The following is a 19,832-nucleotide window of genomic DNA, read 5'->3' on the forward strand; positions in this document are numbered from 1 at the left end:
AGCAGGTGTTTTGGATTTAAGAGAACTTTTGGAGCGGGGGAGAGTGTTATCCCAGCAGCCAACCAATACAGAGATTTACACAGATAGAAATACACTCCAATGAGACAGCTGAAAATAAGCAAGCAGATTACCAACCGCGAAAGCCAATCCCTAGACAAATACCTGCAGGAGATTGGAAAGGTGGACTTGCTCACCCCAGACGAGGAGGTAACGCTTGCCCAGCGCATCAGAGAAGGCGACCAGTTCGCCCTCGAAAAATTAACCAAAGCCAACCTACGCTTCGTGGTGTCGGTGGCAAAGCAATACCAGAACCAGGGGCTTTCCCTGGGTGACTTGATCAACGAAGGGAACCTAGGCTTGATCAAAGCTGCAAAGCGTTTTGACGAAACCCGTGGTTTCAAATTCATCTCCTACGCCGTTTGGTGGATCCGTCAGTCTATTCTGCAGGCTTTGGCCGAGCAGTCAAGAATTGTGCGTCTTCCTTTGAACCGTGTTGGTTCTTTGAACAAAATCTCCAAATCTTTCTCAGAACTGGAGCAGAAGTTTGAGCGTGAGCCGTCTCCGGAAGAAATTGCCGAAGTACTGGAACTGACGACCGCTGAGGTAGTGGATACCCTAAAGATCTCCGGCCGCCACGTATCCGTAGATGCACCTTTCGTGCAAGGTGAGGAAAACCGTTTATTGGACGTTTTGGAAAACGAAGACGAAGAGTCACCGGATACCGGCCTGATGAACGACTCCCTGCGGAAAGAAGTGCAGCGCGCTCTTTCTACCCTGACCAAACGGGAGGCCGATGTGATCACGCTTTACTTCGGGTTGAACGGAGAGCACTCTCTTACCCTGGAGGAAATCGGGGAGAAATTCAACCTGACCCGTGAGCGCGTGCGCCAGATTAAGGAGAAAGCCATCCGCCGTTTACGCCATACTTCCCGCAGCAAGGCCCTGAAGCCTTACCTGGGATAGTTTTTACAGAAACATTTCCAAAGCCTTGGTTCTCACCGGACCAAGGCTTTTTGCTTTTAAAAATTCCAGGGCTCCAGCATTGCTGTTTCAAGCATGTTTTACAAAAAGCACTCCTAAAACGAGCGAGTTAAACCTTGAAGTGGGAGTATGGTCTAAAGAATGTTTTAAGCGGTGAGAATTGTTCTTGCATACAATTTGTTCTATTCTAAAGACCCTAAGGGTTGATGCAAGGTGGTTTATGCTTGATAATAAACTATTTAGGCCTGATTAATATTATTAGGACCCTAGAGGGAACCAGCTCATCTGCCGGTGTCTTTAAAATAATTCGTAATATTGCACTCCCAAATTATTACCCGATATGGAAAACGAAAAGGAGCGCGTAAAGTGTTTGATCATAGGTTCTGGCCCTGCCGGATATACCGCCGCCATTTACGCCTCACGAGCCGGTCTTAAGCCGGTTATGTACCAGGGCTTACAACCTGGAGGTCAGTTGACCATTACCAACGACGTAGAAAATTACCCAGGTTACCCAGAAGGCATCAACGGCCCGCAGATGATGGAAGATTTCCGTAAGCAGGCTGCCCGTTTTGGGGCCGATATCCGCTATGGCATTGCTACTTCCGTAGATTTCTCCGGTAAGCCGCACAAAGTAACCATTGATGACCAGAAAGAGATAGAAACTGATACCGTGATCATCGCTACCGGCGCCTCAGCCAAATGGTTGGGTCTGGAGTCTGAATCCAGATTGAATGGCAGCGGCGTTTCTGCTTGTGCGGTTTGCGACGGATTCTTTTACCGTGGCCAGGAAGTAGCCATTGTAGGAGCTGGAGATACCGCTTGCGAGGAGGCCCATTACCTTTCTAACCTCTGCTCCAAGGTGTACATGATTGTGCGCCGCGATGAGATGAAGGCCTCTACCATCATGCAGAACCGCGTGAAACACACACCTAATATTGAGATCATCTGGAACAGCGTCACCGAGGAGATACTTGGCGAGCACGCGGTAGAAGGCGCCCGTCTAAAGAATACGGTGACCGGAGAAACAACCGACCTGAAAGTGAGCGGTTTCTTTGTGGCCATCGGGCATGATCCTAACTCTAAGATCTTCCAACCTTTTCTGGAGCATGATGAGAGTGGCTATCTGAAGACCATCCCAGGAACCTCCAAGACCAATGTTGACGGGGTGTTTGCCTGCGGCGATGTGCAGGATAACGTGTACCGCCAAGCGGTAACCGCCGCTGGTACCGGATGTATGGCTGCGCTGGATGCCGAGCGATATCTGGCCTCGCTGGAGGAGTACTAAATAGAGGAGAACAAGCCACTATGCGTTGCAAAAGCAATAAAATAGGGGCTTGTTCAGTTTTAAAGCCGAACCTGGGAAAATTCAGGTTCGGTGATTAATTCGATTGAATGTTTCTAAGAAAGCTACTTTTACTTCTGTTGCTGGCAGGCTTTGTCCTTACGGGGCATGTGGCCGAGGCGCAGAGGAAAAGAACCAATAAAGACCTATTCAGAAGGAAGTCTCCCAGGATAAAACCGGTGAAGCCCGAAAGCCAGGTGGAGGTGAAGCAGGAGACGTCGCAGGACAAGGACAAACCTAACCGGTCTGAATTCAACCCGGTCAAAAAGCTCTCCATTGTAAGCGAGGATACCAGTTCTCTGAACCTAGGGGAGCAAAGTATTGTGGAGATTTCTGAGCAGATCCAGATGGATGATAGTGCCTGGGTGAAGATTGCCGCCTACTATGCCATTTGGGATACCCACAACCTGAATCCTTACCGCAAAGACGGGAGGCAGATCCAGGATACCATTGCGCTTACGCTGTATGACAAGAAGCACCCGTACAAGATGCCGCTGGTGAAGACCCCAGTGACATCTGATTTCGGCTTCAGAGGTTACCGGTGGCATTATGGGACAGACTTGGACTTGGACACGGGTGACTCAGTGAAGACGGCCTTTGACGGAGTAATCCGGATCTCTAAATGGGATGGCGGCGGCTATGGAAATTACCTGGTGGTCCGGCACGTGAACGGTCTGGAGACGGTATATGGTCACTTGAGCAAGCCCCTTGCCAAAGTGGGGCAGTACGTGAAAGCAGGAGAGTTGATAGGCTGGGGCGGAAGCACCGGACGCAGTTCAGGACCGCACCTTCACTATGAAGTGCGCTATGAAGGAAACCCCATTGACCCAGAGGAGATTTATGACTTCCCGGAGTACTTGTTGAAAGGCGAGAACTTCAAGGTTACCTCGGCGCTCTTCAACTATTACAACCGGGCAAAAAAGAAATCATCTTCGGGAGCCAGCCGGGCCAGAAAAGTAGTGTACCATAAGGTGAGAAGCGGCGAGGTGCTGGGGACCATTGCTCGGAAGTACGGCGTTTCTGTTTCGCAGATTACGCGTCTCAACCACATCTCCGCCAGAACAACCCTGCGGCCCGGCCGAAATCTCCGCATCAAATAACACAGAACATGAAGCTTGACTTACTGGCCTTTGCCTCTCACCCAGATGACGCCGAACTCGGCTGTGTTGGAACCCTGCTGGCCCACAAAGCCCAAGGCAAGAAAGTAGGCGTGGTGGACCTTACCCGTGGAGAACTGGGCACCAGAGGAACCCCCGAAAGCCGGGCACAGGAAGCCGCTGACTCCGCCAGGATTTTGGATTTGGATGCCCGTGAGAACCTGGGTCTGGCCGATGGTTTTTTTAAGAACGATGAGGAACACCAGCGGAAAGTAATTCAAGCCGTCAGGAAATATCAGCCAGAGATCGTGCTCATGAACGCCATTCATGACCGCCACCCAGACCACGGCCGGGGAAGCCAGTTGGTGTCTGAGGCATGTTTCTACTCTGGTCTACGGCAGATTAAAACCCAGGATGAAAATGGCCAGGACCAGCAGCCTTGGCGGCCTAAGGTGGTCTACCATTACATCCAGGACCGGTTCATCTCTCCAGATCTGGTGGTAGATATTACGCCGTATTGGGAGAAGAAAGTAGAGGCCATCCGAGCTTTCAAGACGCAGTTCTTTACACAGGATAGCCCTAACAGTGACGAGCCTGCCACCTATATCTCCTCCCCAGAGTTCCTGCGGTTCATTGAGGCCCGCGCGATGGAGTTAGGACATGCTATCGGCACTACCTACGGCGAGGGCTTTACCCGGGAGCGATTTATAGGGGTAAAGAACCTTTTTGATCTGATATAACCTTCATAATTCGACTTCTAACTAAGAACTCGGTTGTAACACGAAATCCGTTTTGAGCTCAGTTTGAAAAAACAGGCTCAAAACGGATTTCGTGTTTTTACAAGTGCATAAAGGAAATCCCCTGTTTAAAGGCCTATTTTTTAAAAAGGCCTTTAAACAGGGGATTTTAAAATCCTTGCAATTAGCTATTTCAACCGGTTCTTTCTCCATTCTGACATGGTACCAAAAGGGGCGTTTGTAGTTGCAGCGGAGGTGGAAGCTTTTTTGGTTTGGCCGGAGAACAGCGCTGCCAGTACGGCTGCTATTTCGGCTTCTTCCTGAGAAGGTGCTGGTTTCAGCACTGATGGATCCTGGAAGTAGCGCTCAATGAACTTGGTATCGAAGTTACCGGACCGAAAAGCCTCATGTTCCATCACAAATCGCCCGAAGGGCAGGGTGGTTTCAATGCCGGTGATCTGGTACTCGTCAATGGCCCTGATCATCTTCTCAATGGCTTCTTGCCGGTCTTTCCCAAAGGTGACCAGTTTGGCGATCATCGGGTCATAGTAAATAGGAATCTCCATGCCTTCCTCAAAACCATCATCTACCCGTACCCCTAAGCCTTGGGGGCGTTTGTAGGTGGTGAGGGTTCCAATATCCGGTAGGAAGTTGTTAGCGGGGTCCTCGGCGTAAACGCGTAGTTCCAGGGCGTGGCCTGTAATAGTAAGGTCTTCCTGAGAGAATGGGAGAGGCGTGCCTTGCGCAATTCTGATTTGCTCTTTCACCAGGTCTAAACCGGTGATCTGTTCTGTTACTGGGTGCTCCACCTGCAGACGGGTGTTCATTTCCAGGAAGAAGAAGTTCATGTTCTCGTCTAGCAGAAATTCCACGGTACCAGCGCCCACGTAATCACAGGCTTTGGCCACATCTACCGCGCAACGGCCCATAGCGGCGCGCAGCTCAGGCGTGAGTACCGCAGACGGCGCCTCCTCAATGACTTTCTGATGGCGGCGCTGAATGGAACATTCCCGCTCAAACAAGTGCACAATGTTGCCGTGCGTGTCCCCCAAAACCTGGATCTCAATGTGGCGCGGTGACCCGATGTACTTCTCAATGAATACAGCCCCGTTCCCGAAAGCAGAGGTGGCTTCACTTACCGCCAGTTGCATTTGCTGTTCAAAGTCAGAGACCTGCTCTACTACGCGCATCCCTTTCCCGCCGCCGCCGGCACTGGCTTTGATCAGGATAGGGAACCCGATGTTGGTGGCGATTACCTTGGCCTCCTCAATATCAGTGATGGCGTACTCGGTGCCGGGCACCATAGGGATGTTGTACTTTGCCACAGCGGCTTTGGCGGCCAGCTTGCTCCCCATGAGTTCAATGGCCTCGGGGGAGGGCCCGATGAAGGTGATACCGGCCTCTTGCACCTGCTGCGCAAACGTGGCATTTTCAGAAAGGAAGCCGTAACCCGGGTGAATCGCATCCACCCCCAAACGCTTACATACGTCCAAGATCACATCGGCGCGCAGATAAGAAGCGCTGGAGGCGGGCGGACCCACGCAAACGGCCTCATCGGCGAAGCGCACGTGCAGGGCCTGGCGGTCGGCCTCGGAATAAATGGCCACGGTCTTAATGCCCATCTCGCGGGCAGAGCGCATCACTCTAAGGGCTATTTCTCCGCGGTTGGCCACCAGCAGCTTTTCAATTTTCTTCATGTAGGCAAGTTCGGTTCGGTTCGTTCTTCAAAGAAAGTTGATTCCGGGCAAAGTTAAAAGGCGTTTTTGCACCCGCATTCTGGCACTGACTTTGTAATTGATTACATTCAATGTAAATTTGCCTACCTTTTAGGTTTATACTTATTGATTTTAGAAGGAAGTTTCACGGCCTTCACATCATTAACCGCCATAACATTATCTAAAGTGGATCTATTTGAAAAGTTATTAGCCAACCGCGGACCGCTTGGCAGCCATTCTCACTATGCGCACGGATATTTTACGTTCCCTAAACTGGAGGGCGAAATTGCCCCGCGCATGACCTTTAGGGGAAAACAGGTGCTTACCTGGAGCTTGAACAACTATCTGGGCCTGGCTAACCACCCGGAAGTGCGCAAAGCCGATGCCGATGCCGCCGCTGAGTTTGGAATGGCTTTACCAATGGGTGCCCGCATCATGTCTGGTAACTCCAATAACCACGAGCGCCTGGAAAGCGAACTGGCCGAGTTTGTGCAGAAGGAAGATGCTTTCCTGCTGAACTTCGGGTACCAGGGGGTAGTGTCCATTATTGATGCTTTGGTGGACCGCCACGATGTGATTGTATACGATGCAGAGTCACACGCCTGTATCATTGACGGGGTGCGTCTGCACCAGGGCAAGCGTTTTGTGTACCAGCACAACAACATTGAGAGCTTGGAGAAGCAACTGCAGCGTGCCACTCGCCTTACAAATGAAACCGGCGGCGGTATCCTGGTGATCACCGAAGGGGTGTTTGGCATGAGCGGTAACCTGGGCAAACTGCAGGAGATTGTGGCCCTCAAAGAGAAATACAGCTTCCGGTTGTTTATTGACGATGCCCACGGTTTTGGAACGATGGGTAAAACCGGTGCCGGTACCGGCGAGTTCTTAGGCGTGCAGGATGGCATTGACGTGTACTTCTCTACGTTTGCCAAATCCATGGCCAGCATTGGCGCGTTTGTGGCCAGCAATGAGCAGGTAATTGAATATCTCCGCTATAACATGCGCTCTCAGACGTACGCCAAATCCCTGCCGATGACCCTGGTAGTGGGTGCCCTGAAGCGCCTGGAGCTGCTTCGTACAAAACCAGAACTGAAAGACAGCCTTTGGACGGTGGTAAACGCCCTGCAGTCTGGCTTACGGGAAAAAGGCTTCAATATCGGGACCACGGAGTCACCAGTAACCCCTGTATTGCTCAACGGACAAATTCCTGACGCTACTGCCCTTACCCTTGACTTACGGGAGAATTACAATATTTTCTGTTCTATTGTGGTATATCCGGTAGTGCCTAAGGACGTAATCATGCTGCGTCTTATCCCTACGGCCGCCCACACCCTGGAAGATGTGGCAGAAACCATTTCTGCTTTCGAAGCCATTTCGGCAAAGCTGGACAAAGGACTTTACACAAAAACGTCTGTTCCCGCCTAGAAAACGGCTTTTTAAGAAATTAATACAAATGCTTATTTTTTTGCACCTTATTTTAAAATTCCTATATTAGAGCCATTAAACAACATGTTAAACCATTTAAACAAGCTCTAATGAACAATTTTTCCAAACTTAAGGATCTGGTTCTTTCCCTGGAAGGCGATTTTGAGAAATTCTATGACAAAAAGAACTCAGCCGCCGGTACCCGTGTAAGAAAAGGTATGCAAGATCTTAAAAACATGGCTCAAGACATCCGTAAGGAAGTTCAGGACATGAAAAACAGCGAAGGCGCTGAAAAATAATAAGTCGCTCTTTTATAAGATATTATAAAAAAAGGTGGGTCCAAAAGCCCACCTTTTTTTATGCTTTCTGCTAAAGAAGAAATCTCCTATTTCAAGCCTGTTTTCAGGAAAACGAGCTTGAAATAGGAGATAAGTAATAAGGTGGCCTTTAAGCCTGAATCACATGGATTACATCGCTTTTACCAGGTAGTAATTCTTCTTTCCCTTCTGCACCACCAGGTATTTGCCTTGTAGTAGGTCTTGGCTCAAAGCTTCGTCTGGCTTGCCTACTTTCTGCCGGTTAATGCTTACGCCACCGTTCTGGATCATTTTTTTTGCCTCCCCTTTTGATTCGAAAATCTGGTTCTGGGTTAACTCAGAGAGAAAGTCCACCGAAAGGGTTTCAGCGGTCAACGCGTCTTTGGCAACCTCAATCTGGGGCACGCCTTCAAACACCGCCAACAGGGTAGATTCCGGTAAGCCGCGGAGTGTCTCCAGGTCACCTTTCCCGAACAGGATTTGGGAAGCCTCCACAGCGCTTTCGTACTCAGCGGCAGAGTGCACGGTAGTGGTTACTTCTTTGGCCAGGGCTTTCTGCAGCACGCGCAGGTGCGGTGCCTGTTGGTGCTCGGCTACCAGGGCAGCAATCTCTTCCTGCGTCAATAAGGTAAAGCGCTTCACCAGTTTCTCAGCTTCTTCATCGGCTACGTTGAGCCAGAACTGGTAGAACTTATAAGGCGAGGTCATGTTGGGGTCCAGCCACACGTTGCCGCTCTCAGACTTCCCGAACTTGCTGCCATCGGCTTTGGTCACCAGTGGAGTGGTGAGGGCAAAGGCTTTGCCGCCTTCCATGCGCCGGATGAGCTCCGTGCCCGAGGTGATGTTCCCCCACTGGTCAGAGCCGCCCATCTGCAGGCGCACGTTCTTATGCTTGTAGAGGTGGTAGTAGTCGTAGCCCTGCAGCAATTGGTAAGAGAACTCGGTGAAGGAGAGACCCTCAGCGCCGTTTTCGCCCTCCTGGGCTGTGATGCGCTTCTGCACCGATTCCTTCTTCATCATGTAGTTCACCGTAAGGTGCTTGCCCACGTTGCGCAGGAAATCCAGGAACGAGAACTCCTTAAACCAGTCATAGTTGTTCACGATCTCGGCGGCGTTGGCCACGCCTTCAAACTGCAGGAACTTCTCCAATTGTTTCCTGATGCCTTCCTGGTTCGCGCGCAGCACATCCTCAGAGAGCAGGTTACGTTCGGCGTTCTTCCCTGAGGGATCTCCTATCATACCGGTGGCGCCGCCCACCAGGGCTATTGGTTTGTGGCCTGCCCGCTGCAGATGTACCAACAGCATAATGGTGGCCAAGTTGCCTATGTGGAGCGAGGAGGCGGTAGGGTCAAAACCTATGTAGCCGGTGGTCATGCCTGCGTTCAGTTGTTCTTCTGTTCCGGGCATGGTGTCCTGCAACATGCCGCGCCAACGCAGTTCTTCAATTAAATTCATGTGCTTCTAGTTTGCTTGCGCCAAAGATAAGAATCTTTTAAAAGGATAGCAGGGGAGAATAAGCTTGGGAGTTACCTAACCGTACTTCCTGTTTCAAGGCTTCTTTCCTGAAAGAAGGCCCTAAACACATTCGGCTCTTTTTATGCGCCCTCATAGTGGATTCGTTTCGGGACAATGGTAACTTTGGGGATCCGTTAGTTTCCACCATCCCAGAGACCATCCAGCCCATGGCCCTTACCGCAGACGATATCCTGAAGCAACTGAAGAACCGTGAGTTCGCCCCCGTGTATTTCTTGCAGGGCGATGAACCCTTCTACATTGACCTTATCTCTGACTACATTGAGCAGCACGCCCTCAATGACATGGAGAAAGGCTTCAACCAGGTGGTGATGTACGGCAAGGATACCGATGTTCCTACCGTGCTGCTGCAGGCCAAACGTTTTCCCATGATGTCTGACCGGCAGGTGGTGATTGTGAAAGAGGCGCAGAACCTGCCCAACCTGGAGGCTGACCCCGAGAAAGACCCGGCGGCCAAACAGCTGGATGCTTACCTGAACAATCCCTTGCCTTCCACTATCCTGGTGTTCTGCCACAAGCATAAAACTGTGGACGGCCGCAAACGGCTGGGGAAACTGCTAAGCAAGCAGGCCGTGTTCCTTACCACCAAAAAGCTCTACGACAACCAGGTGCCCGGCTGGATAAACCAGTTTATCAAAACCAAAAACCTGCTAGCGACCCCCCAGGCAGTCATGATGCTGGGCGAGTTCATCGGGTCTGACCTTTCCCGTTTAGCGAACGAAATTGAGAAATTGTCCATCAACCTCAAGCCAGGGCAGACGATTGACGAACGGCTGGTGCAGGAGAACATCGGGATCAGCAAGGAATATAACATTTTTGAACTGCAGAATGCGCTGGTGCGCCAGGATGTGCTCAAGGCCAATCGTATTCTCAATTACTTTGAATCAAACCCCAAGGACAATCCGCTCATCCCAAACCTAGTATTGCTGTTTTCCTTTTTCTCCAAGCTGATGACGCTGCACCTGCTGCCCCAGATCACGGAGCAAACGGTAGCTAAAGAACTGGGTAACCGCGGATTCCTCGCCAAAGAGTACCTGCAGGCTCTCCGGGTGTACCCGTACCGGCGCGTGTTGCAGGTCATCCAGTTCATCCACGTGGCCGATTTGCAGAGCAAGGGCATTGAGGGCGGCGCTATATCAGACGCGGCCATTCTCAAGGAACTGGTGTTTAAAATGCTGCATCCGGTGCCGGTTTACAGCTAAAAACCGTTTAGAGGCTATTTTCTAAAAACCGATTCTAAAACAGGAATTTTTGTAGGCAGCCTTTATGCTAAAATCCCTATATTAACGTTCCCAGAAAGAGCCGTTTGCGAAAATAAGCTGGTTTCTTTCTTTCTATTTTTCCTAATTTTGAAGGACAGGCCCGCCGGAGCAGAGCACCTTCTGTTTTCCACCAGGCATCGGCCTAAAGCCTAATTGACTATGAAACTACCTCACAAGTTAGCCCTGGCTACCGCCTTGCTGGGAGGAGCTCAGGTTGCCCACGCGCAGCAACCCCTGACCTTCCGCTCAGAAGAGCGCTTTTACCAGGAAGGGTTAGAGTTGTTTGACCGCGAGAAGTTCGGGGCAGCCCAGCAGGCCTTCGCCCAGTACATCAAGCTCATCAATGACCCGCTGAGAACCGCCGATGCCCAGTACTACTACGCCGTGAGCGGCCTGCACCTATTCCACCCCGATGCGGAGCAGTTGGTGTTGCAGTTTGCCTCCCGGTACCCGGCGCACCCCAAGGCGGCCACGGCTTTCTTTGAATTAGGCACCACCTTCTTTGACAACAAGAACTACGACAAAGCCATTGAGTACCTAGAGAAGGCCCCGGCCGACCGGCTGGACGATGCCCAACTGAAAGAATCTGACTTCAAGCTGGGGTACGCCTATTACTCCAAGAAGAACTACGCCAAGGCCAAAGAGCTGTTTGACCGCAACAAGAAAGGCACCCACCAATACACCTCTGCCTCCAGCTACTACGCCGGTTACCTGGCGTACCGCGAGGGCGACTACATCGGGGCAAAGCTGGACCTGCAGGTAGCGGAGAAAGACGAGACCTACCGCCCGGTAGTGCCTTACATGCTCACCGAGGTGCTCTACAAAGAGAAGAACTTCCAGGAGGTGATCAGCTACGGAGAGAAATCTTTGCAGATGACGCCGCCGGTGCAGAACCCCAAAGAGATTGAGGTGCTCATCGGGGACGCGTACTTTCAGCGCAATGATTTCAAGAACGCGGCCAAGTACTTCAAGAGCTACGCCCAAGGCAAGAAATCCTTGGACAAGACGGTGCAATACAAAATGGGTATCACCGACTACAAGAACAACGATTTCAAGAGCGCCATCCAGAACCTGAAGGCCGTGGCCTTCCAGTCAGACTCTCTGGGACAGAATGCCTCATATCACCTGGGCCTCAGTTACCTCAAAGACAACAACAAGCAATTTGCCTTGGGTGCCTTTGACCAGGCCCGCAAACTCAACATTGACAAGAATGTGAAGGAGGGGGCTACTGTGAAATACGCGCAGCTCAACTATGAACTGGGCAACAACTCTGAGGTGATTAACTCGCTGGCTTCCTTCACAAAAGATTACCCAGACTCAAGGTTCAGTGGCGAGGTAGACGATATCCTCAGCGAGGCGTACCTGAACTCTAGCAACTACCTGGAAGCCATCCAGCACATTGAGAAACTGCCTAAGCGCAGCCACCGCATTAATGAGACCTATCAGCGGGTCACCTACTACCAGGCGGTAAAACTCTACAATGACCAGTTGTTTCAGCAGGCTGTTTCCATGTTGGACAAATCCCTTGGTTTTCCTTACAACAAAGAGATAGAGGCCGGCAGTAACTTCCTGAAAGGCGAGGCTTACTCCATTGGGCAGCGCTGGCCCCAGGCTATCAACAGCTACGGAGCCGTGTTCCAGACTGTGAACTCTGGCCGCACCGAGTTTTACGTGAAGTCCCGCTACGGTATTGGATACGCTTATTACAACGAGAAGCAGTACGACAAAGCCCTGGTGCACTTTAAGGCGTACTTGAACGATAACACTATCAAAGCCGGTAACCCTAACTACGCAGATGCCATGATCCGCCTGGCGGATTGCTACTACGTGACAAAGGACTACAGCCAAGCTTTGAGCTACTATGACCAGGCCATGGCCGCCCGCACCCCGGACGCAGACTACGTGCACTTCCAGAAGGCGGTGGTGTATAACCTGACAGGCCGGAGAGACCAGGCCATCCAGAGCCTGCAGGCATTGCTCAAATCCTATCCTAAGTCCCGCTACGCGGATGATGCCGTGTACCAGCAAGGGATCATTGATTTTGAGAGCTCCAACTACGCCCCAGCCATTGCTTCCTTCACCACCTTGGTAGACAGCTATTCTTCCAGCACCTTGGTGCCGAACGCCTTGCAGAAGCGCGGGGTCGCTTACCTGAACCTTAAACGCCAGAACGAAGCCATTGCCGATTTCAAGCGGGTGATTGACCAATACCCTACCCATGAGGTAGCCAACAACGCCTTGTACAGTCTGCAGGAAGCGCTAGGTGCCACAAATGAAACAGAGCAACTGGATACCTACCTGGCCAAGTTCAAATCGGCAAACCCGGAGAGTGATGCTTTGGAAAGCGTTGAGTTTGAAGCTGCTAAATCACTTTACTTTAATGAGAAGTACAAGCAGGCTATTCCTAAGTTCGAAGGGTTCTTGAAGGGTTACCCAGCCAGTGCCTCGGTACCCAATGCCCGGTATTTCCTGGGAGATTCTTACCTGCGGAGCGGTGACAAGGAAAATGCCCTGCGCAGCCTTAAGGAGGTGGCCATTGAAGGAAAATCTGAGTACCTGAGCAAAGCCGTACAGCGCGTGGCAGATATGGAGTTTGAGAACGGCAACTATACCGAGGCCGCCAATTTCTACTCTCGTCTGCGTGACCTTGCTGCCAACAAGAAGGAGCAAGCCAATGCTTTGTTGGGCCTCATGAAGAGCTTCTACTTCACCAGTGACTACAACAACACCATCCTTATTGCCGATGACCTGATTGCCCGGGGTAACGCCACTCTAAACGCTTACAACTCGGCTTTGCTGTATAGAGGTAAAGCGAGCTATGCCTTAGGCCGCCTGGAGCAGGCTGAAAAAGAATTCGCTACTGCGGCTACTTCCGCCACCGACGTTAATGGTGCCGAGGCGCATTACTTGCTCAGCGAGATCTATTTTAAGCAGAATAAATTAAAAGAAGCCTTAGACCACGGGTTTGAATTCAGCAAAACCTTCGGGGACTATGAGCTTTGGTTGGGTAAAACCTTCCTGCTTATTGCCGATGTGTATGTGGCACAAAATGAGGCCTTCCAGGCTAAAGCAACTTTGAATTCCATTATTGAGAACTCTCCGCTGGAGGAAATCAAAACGGAAGCAAAGGCGAAGCTGGCTGCCTTAGAAAACAGTGTTACCCCGTCCACCAGCACCCCTAAAGAATAAGACCATGAGATATACAATGAAATGGGCGGGTGTCTCTGCTCTCTTTTTAATAGGCTTGATACCGGCCGCTCAGGCACAGCAAACGGGTTGGGGCGAAGGAAACAAACTGGAAAGCACCGAGATTGTGGTGGAGAAGAACCGTACCCTGGAGCTCCCCGAGGCCAACCGTAACTTCCAGAAGTTCCTTATTCAACCGCCGTCTCTGGGAGAACGCAAAGTAACCTATCGCTTCAATGAGTACCGTTTACCTGAGCATTACATCAACCTGCCCATGAAGGTGCTGGCCATTGAGCAGGAGCAACTCTCTAAGCAGTTCGGAAACTATGTGAAAGGCGGTATTGGCAACTACGGTACGTTCTATGGTCAAGGCTACTTCCATAATACCCGCAATGACAAATCATCCTTCGGGGCGCAGGTAGGGCATCTTTCCTCTGCCCATGGGCCCATTGAGAAATCCGGCTCTGCCAGCAGTTATGTGCAAGGTAACGGAGAACTTTACTATGGCCCAGTAGCCGTAGGCGGACGGGTGCGTTACGAGCGTGACCAGAATAATTTCTATGGCACCAGCAATGTGGCAGAAGTAGATAAGAATGCTATCAAACAGGTATATAACCGCTTTCTGGTAGAGGGGCACTTGAACAACCTAACGGATGTGAAGAACATCTTCCATTATGATGGAAAGGTTGGCCTTACCTATACCGGAGATGATTACAACGCCAAGGAGACGCACCTCTTCGGGAGGGTGGAAACGGCCTATGACCTCAGTGCTGAGTCTAAGATCAAGGTAGATCTGGACCTGGCCTACACCAGCCTGAAAGGCAATGATACCTATGGCCGCGGATTCTTCAAGGTTCGTCCGGCATACGCCCTGAAGATGGACCGCCTGGGCCTGATGCTGGGTGCTACCATTGCTTATACCGGTGACACTGTCAACGATGCTCGTAAATTCAACCTCTATCCGGCCCTGGAAGCCAATTACCAGGTAATCCAGGACAAGCTGACTCTATTTGTTGGGGCAGGCGGAGATTTGCAGCGGAATACGCTGTACTCTTTAAGCAAAGAAAATCCTTGGCTGAACCAGAACCTGAGCATCGCCGATGTAAACAAAGGATTAGAGGTGTACGCTGGGGTGAACGGCAGCATCAGCAAATCGGTGCAGTTTACGGGGCGGGTGGCTCTCCAGAACTACCGCAACTTGTACTTCTACAACAACTCAGTAACCGACTCGTCCAAGTTTGACTTGCTGTATGACGATGGAGTAACCAAGGTTTTCCAGTTTTTCGGGCAATTGACCTTTAACCAGTCAGAGGATTTGAGGCTGGGCGCGAAGGTGGAAAGCAATAACTACACAACCACCTCATTGCGAGAGCCTTTTCATCGGCCAGACATGATCGCGACCGCCTTTGCCTCATATAATCTTTCTGACAAGATTCTCTTGAACAGTGAACTTTACTATATTAGCAGTTCGTTCGGGGAAATAACCCGTACGGATGGTACCAAGGTGCTGCAAGAGACAGACAACATAGTGGACTTGAACCTGAAGGGTGATTATCGCTTCACTCCCCGGTTCTCCGCTTTCCTTATGGGAAATAACCTGCTGGGCAGCAAGTACCAACGTTTCGTGAATTACCCAACCCAAGGGATATCCTTTATTGGTGGGGTTACCTATTCATTCTAAATAAGTATGGTTCAAAGCCACATAAAATCGCTGCTGTACGCCTATGACTGCGTCATCATTCCCAACTTCGGGGGGTTGATCACGCATTATACGCCGGCCAAAATCCATCCGGTGAAGCATATGTTCTCACCACCCTCCAAAAGAGTTGCCTTCAATGAGCAGCTGAAGGTGAACGATGGACTTTTGATCTCCACCCTGGCCCAGAAACAAAAGTGGCCTATGCCGCAGGCCCAACTGGCAGTAGCAGAGTTTGTGGTAGAATTGAAAGAGCAACTGAGAACCCAGCATCGCTTTGAACTGGAAGACGTTGGCGTGTTCCGGTACAACGCAGAGCATAAGCTGGTGTTTGAAAACCTGGAGAGCGACAACTTTCTGGAGCAGGCCTTCGGGTTACCGGAATTGGTGGCTAAACCCATCTCTGGCAAAGAGACGCTTATTCTAAGAGGCAAATACCAGGACCAAACCGCCCCAGCCGAAGAAGGCAAAAAGGCAGGAAGCAAATTCCGGAAACTGTACCGCATCGGCGCTAGCCTGGTGGTGGGCTGCGTTTCGGTGGCTACCATTTACCTGTTGTCTGTTCAGGGCGATGTGGCTTTAAGCTCTTTGAATCCGGTGACCCTTTTAACAGGTTCAGAAAACCCTGCCTCTGTACAGCAGGAACAGCCCCAAACCCCTGATGTTGATGCTTTTGAGCAAGCACAGTTAACGGAGCAATATAAGTCTGCTTTGCCGGTTGATCCTACCCTTGAGGCGGAACTGGCCACCGAAGACTCCGTTTTGGCCTCTTTTCCTAAAACCAGCCCCGAAACGGTTACAGAGGAACCTAAGGCAGTGGAAGCCCCGGCTACAGTAAAGGAGGAAGTGGCCGTTGCCGCTACCCCTAAGGTAGCTGAGCCAGTTCCGGTGAAGGAGGAAAAAGTAGCGGTTGCTAAACCAGCAGTCAAAAAAGCCGAAAAAGCAGAAGTTGCTGAGCCGGCTACAATTAAACGCAAGACAGGCCGTTTTTACATCATCATGGGCGTGTTCTCCTCTTCCAACGGGTACGCGGCCATGCACCAGAAGCGCTTTGCTAAGAAAGGTTTGGAGGCCAAAATCATTACCTCCATCTATGATACCAAACACCAACGGGTTTCTGTAGCGGATTACGCCACTGAGGCCGAGGCATTCGCCGCATTACCGGCGTTGCGCTCTAAAATCAGCAATGAACTTTGGGTATATAACTATTAACATGAATTTCTTTCTTCTCCAGATTACCACCACTGCTGCTGACACAGCGGTGAATGTTGCCTCTAATGCCGCAGCTACCGCAGAAGCTGCTCCCTCTATCTCCCTTTTAGACATGGTATGGCGCGGAGGATGGGTAATGATTCCTATTTTCATCCTGGCTTTCGCAGCGGTGTTTATCATGATTGAACGTTACCTGGCTATCAAAAGAGCTAGCCGGGAGCCAGCCAGTTTCATGGACAACGTGAAGAACCTGGTGCTTAGAGGTGATCTGCAAGGCGCTAAATTGCTGTGCACCCAAACGTCCACTCCGCTGAGCCGCATGATTGAAAAAGGGATTCGTCGTATTGGATCTCCTTTGAAAGACATTGAAACCTCCATTGAGGCGGTGGGCAGACTGGAAGTTTCCCGTTTGGAGAAGAACATCAGTATTCTGGGAATTATCGCGGGTATTGCGCCCATGCTTGGTTTCGTGGGTACTATCTCCGGGGTAATCAAGATCTTCTATCAGATTTCCGTTTCAAATGACTTCGGGATCAACCAGATCTCTGGTGGTTTGTATGAAAAACTGGTGACTTCGGCGGCCGGTCTTATCGTGGGAATTATCGCGCACATTGGCTACCATTACCTAAGCCTGATGGTAGAAAGAGTGGTTTTCAAGATTGAGAACAACGCATTAGAGTTTACAGACTTATTACAGGAGAACTAAGCTTATGAAGCTTCGCCAAAAAAGACATTCTACCTCACACGTAGAAACAGGGGCCATGAACGACATCATGTTCTTCCTGTTGCTGTTCTTCCTGATCGCCTCTACCATGGCAAACCCAAATGCCGTGAAATTGCTTTTACCCAGTGCCAAATCCTCTAAAGAGGTAGCACAGGACCCCATCAATATCTCCGTGACTTCGGCCGGTGAGTATTTTATCAACAAGCGCCCGGTGGCACCCGAGAACCTGGAGATGGAACTTGCCAAGGAACTGACTGGCACAAATATTGAAAAGGCCACAGTGGTGCTGCGGGTAGATGCCTCTTTGAATGTTCAGAAACTTGTAGACATTTTAGAGGTTGGCTCTAAGTTGAAGGTGAAAATGATCATGGCCACCCAAAGCCCAAGTGCCGCTTCATAATTTTTTATGCAGACTACCGTAGTTAAGAAAGATCAGCTAAAAGCCCTGGTAGGCACCATTCTTTTTTATGTGGTGCTTTTCTTGGTTTTCTACTTTGTGATTTTCAAATCACCAGATCCGCCTTTGGCTGGCGGCGAGGGGATTGTGCTTAATTATGGCCTGGACGCTGAAGGCTTCGGGGATCTGCAAACCACGGCTACGGCTAATGCCTCAGACAACCCGGAAGACAGCAAGCCTGCCCGCCAACTGGATCAGCCAACGCCAATAGCCCCAAGTCCACAGCCGCAGGCACCCGCTACCGAAACCCAGCAGGAGAAAGTAGTGACCACTGATGACGAAGGTCCGGTATCCATTCCGCCTAAAGAAGAAGCAAAACCAGTCACCACGCCCCGCGAAACCCCGAAGACCGAAGTAGCCAAGCCTACCCCGGTGGTGGAGAAGCCCAGAGCCCTTTACCCAGGAAAGTCTACGACGGCCGGTGCTAACGGAACCAACGGTACCAGCAACAAACCCACCGGCAATAATAATGGGGACCGTCCCGGGAAAGTAGGCGACCAAGGTGACCCCAACGGTTCGCTTGATTCGCGGGCTCTCTACGGAACCCCCGGCAAAGGGAACGGCGGAGGAGGTGGCGGACCAGGCCTGAACATGCCCGGTTGGCGGTATGATGTAGCCCCCAAGCCAGATCCCTTTGACGATGAAACTGGAGTTGTCAAATTCCAGATCAAGATTGACGGGAATGGCGAATTAGTGAGTGTGAGAGTGCTGGAAAGCAACGTAAGCCCTAAAGTGGTGAACTGGTATAAAGAGCAAGTACAGAGAACCTCCTTCAGCCGGACCGCCGGCGGAAACTCAAACGGTGCCACCGGAACCATTACCTTTATCATAAGATCCAACTAAAGACGACCTTCGTGACCTACGAACAAGCCTTAGATTACCTATACCAGCAGTTGCCGATGTTTCACCGCATCGGCAACGCTGCTTTTAAGAAGAGCCTGGACAACATCATTGCGCTCACCAATGCACTAGACCAACCCCAGCACAAGTTCAAAACCGTGCACGTAGGTGGCACCAACGGCAAAGGCAGTTCCTCTTCCATGCTGGCGGCTGTGCTGCAAGCAGCCGGGTACAAAACAGGTCTGTATACCTCGCCCCACCTGAAGGAATTCACAGAGCGCATCAGGGTGAACGGAGAGATGATCTCCCGCGAGAAAGTAGCGGCTTTCACCCAACAGCACCAAGCGTTGTTTGAAGAAGTGAAACCTTCCTTTTTTGAAATGACGGTAGCCCTTGCTTTCGACTATTTTGTGGAGGAACAAGTAGACATCGCCATCATTGAGGTTGGCTTGGGCGGACGGCTGGACTCCACCAACATCATCACACCGTTGGTTTCCCTTATCACCAACATCGGGCTAGACCATCAACTGCTGTTGGGGAATACGGTTCAGGAGATCGCGCGCGAGAAAGCGGGCATCATCAAACCCGGAGTGCCAGCGGTCATCAACACTACCCAACCTTCAGTTTCCAGCATCTTTGAGGAAAAGAGCCTAGAAACCCAAAGCCCGCTCACTTTCGCAGATCAAGCGTACCGGGTAGAACTAAAGGAAACCAAAGGACTGTCCTCTTTTTATGCTGTCTACAAGGGAGATTCACTGTTCTTAGATGAACTAGAGCTTTCACTCTTGGGGAGCTATCAGCGCTTTAACTTACCCGGAGTTCTGGCCACGGTAGAGAACCTAAACAATCAAGGCTTCACCATCTCTGAAGAGCACCTGCGCGAAGGTTTGCGGAATGTTCAGGCACTTACTGGCCTGAAAGGCCGCTGGCAGGTTCTGGGACAGCAGCCTTTGACCATCTGTGATACAGGCCATAACATAGATGGCCTTCGTGCGGTGGTTACCCAACTGTTGGCCTTAAAGCCTAAACAGGTACACTTTGTGTTTGGGGCAGTGAATGACAAGGACATTGCCAGTGTGTTGCGGCTGCTACCCGTAAGTTACCGCTACTATTTCTGCGAAGCCCAAATCCCCAGAGCTTTGCCGGTGCAGAAGCTCTGGGAAGAAGCACAGTTTGCGGGCCTGAAGGGTGCTGCCTACCCAACCGTGGAAGACGCCATCTTGGCCGCCAAAGCCTTTGCCCAGGAAGATGAGGTAATTTTCATTGGCGGTAGTACCTTTGTGGTGGCAGAAATACCCGAACTATAAG

General features: G+C 50.9%; 16 protein-coding genes. 14 read left to right on the top strand and 2 right to left on the bottom strand.

The window, feature by feature from the left end:
• The first annotated feature begins 99 nt into the window (after positions 1-99).
• From FOA19_RS12525 to bshB1, 4 genes are all read left to right on the top strand, one after another.
• The gene (locus tag FOA19_RS12525) at positions 100-963 is read left to right on the top strand and encodes a sigma-70 family RNA polymerase sigma factor (protein ID WP_048920485.1); all 864 of its coding nucleotides are present in this window, start codon (positions 100-102) and stop codon (positions 961-963) included.
• Positions 964-1,321: 358 nt separating this feature from the next.
• Positions 1,322-2,266 (top strand): thioredoxin-disulfide reductase, encoded by a 945-nt coding sequence (trxB, locus tag FOA19_RS12530; RefSeq protein ID WP_149091152.1) that lies wholly within the window; start codon positions 1,322-1,324, stop codon positions 2,264-2,266.
• Between the two features lie 236 nt (positions 2,267-2,502).
• On the top strand, positions 2,503-3,423 hold the full coding sequence (locus FOA19_RS12535; protein WP_223808874.1) for a M23 family metallopeptidase: 921 nt from the start codon (positions 2,503-2,505) through the stop codon (positions 3,421-3,423).
• Between the two features lie 8 nt (positions 3,424-3,431).
• Positions 3,432-4,160 carry a bacillithiol biosynthesis deacetylase BshB1 gene (bshB1, locus tag FOA19_RS12540; protein WP_149091153.1) on the top strand — a complete coding sequence of 243 codons (729 nt, stop codon included), beginning with the start codon at positions 3,432-3,434 and terminating at the stop codon, positions 4,158-4,160.
• A 185-nt stretch (positions 4,161-4,345) separates the two neighbouring features.
• Here bshB1 and accC read toward each other — a convergent pair whose 3' ends face one another.
• Positions 4,346-5,854, bottom strand: coding sequence for an acetyl-CoA carboxylase biotin carboxylase subunit (gene accC / locus FOA19_RS12545; protein ID WP_149091154.1), 1,509 nt, complete (start codon positions 5,852-5,854; stop codon positions 4,346-4,348).
• Between the two features lie 204 nt (positions 5,855-6,058).
• Between accC and FOA19_RS12550 the strand changes: the two genes are divergently transcribed.
• Entirely contained in the window at positions 6,059-7,297 is a 1,239-nt protein-coding gene (locus tag FOA19_RS12550) for an aminotransferase class I/II-fold pyridoxal phosphate-dependent enzyme (RefSeq protein ID WP_149091155.1), read from the top strand.
• 110 nt (positions 7,298-7,407) lie between these two features.
• Positions 7,408-7,596, top strand: a complete 189-nt coding sequence (locus tag FOA19_RS12555) for a histone H1 (protein ID WP_149091156.1) — start codon at positions 7,408-7,410, stop codon at positions 7,594-7,596.
• A gap of 168 nt (positions 7,597-7,764) precedes the next feature.
• Here the strand turns inward: FOA19_RS12555 and tyrS are convergent, their stop codons facing one another.
• A complete protein-coding gene (gene tyrS / locus FOA19_RS12560) occupies positions 7,765-9,069 on the bottom strand; it encodes a tyrosine--tRNA ligase (RefSeq protein WP_149091157.1) in 1,305 nt (434 codons plus the stop codon).
• Positions 9,070-9,224: 155 nt separating this feature from the next.
• On the opposite strand from tyrS, the gene holA reads away from it, so the two are divergent.
• The 8 genes from holA (at position 9,225) to FOA19_RS12600 (ending at position 19,831) form a co-directional block, all read left to right on the top strand.
• Entirely contained in the window at positions 9,225-10,349 is a 1,125-nt protein-coding gene (gene holA, locus FOA19_RS12565) for a DNA polymerase III subunit delta (protein WP_317132035.1), read from the top strand.
• A 219-nt stretch (positions 10,350-10,568) separates the two neighbouring features.
• Positions 10,569-13,598, top strand: coding sequence for a tetratricopeptide repeat protein (locus FOA19_RS12570; protein WP_149091158.1), 3,030 nt, complete (start codon positions 10,569-10,571; stop codon positions 13,596-13,598).
• Between the two features lie 4 nt (positions 13,599-13,602).
• Positions 13,603-15,276 carry a TonB-dependent receptor gene (locus FOA19_RS12575; RefSeq protein ID WP_149091159.1) on the top strand — a complete coding sequence of 558 codons (1,674 nt, stop codon included), beginning with the start codon at positions 13,603-13,605 and terminating at the stop codon, positions 15,274-15,276.
• Positions 15,277-15,282: 6 nt separating this feature from the next.
• Positions 15,283-16,503 (top strand): HU domain-containing protein, encoded by a 1,221-nt coding sequence (locus FOA19_RS12580; RefSeq protein ID WP_149091160.1) that lies wholly within the window; start codon positions 15,283-15,285, stop codon positions 16,501-16,503.
• 1 nt (position 16,504) lies between these two features.
• A complete protein-coding gene (locus FOA19_RS12585; RefSeq protein WP_149091161.1) occupies positions 16,505-17,209 on the top strand; it encodes a MotA/TolQ/ExbB proton channel family protein in 705 nt (234 codons plus the stop codon).
• 4 nt (positions 17,210-17,213) lie between these two features.
• Entirely contained in the window at positions 17,214-17,627 is a 414-nt protein-coding gene (locus tag FOA19_RS12590) for an ExbD/TolR family protein (protein WP_149091162.1), read from the top strand.
• A gap of 6 nt (positions 17,628-17,633) precedes the next feature.
• Positions 17,634-18,527, top strand: coding sequence for a hypothetical protein (locus FOA19_RS12595; RefSeq protein ID WP_149091163.1), 894 nt, complete (start codon positions 17,634-17,636; stop codon positions 18,525-18,527).
• A gap of 11 nt (positions 18,528-18,538) precedes the next feature.
• Positions 18,539-19,831, top strand: a complete 1,293-nt coding sequence (locus FOA19_RS12600) for a bifunctional folylpolyglutamate synthase/dihydrofolate synthase (RefSeq protein ID WP_223808875.1) — start codon at positions 18,539-18,541, stop codon at positions 19,829-19,831.
• The last annotated feature ends 1 nt before the right edge of the window (position 19,832 follow it).

It is taken from the genome of Rufibacter hautae (assembly GCF_008271695.1).
Taxonomy (GTDB): Bacteria; Bacteroidota; Bacteroidia; order Cytophagales; family Hymenobacteraceae; genus Nibribacter; species Nibribacter hautae.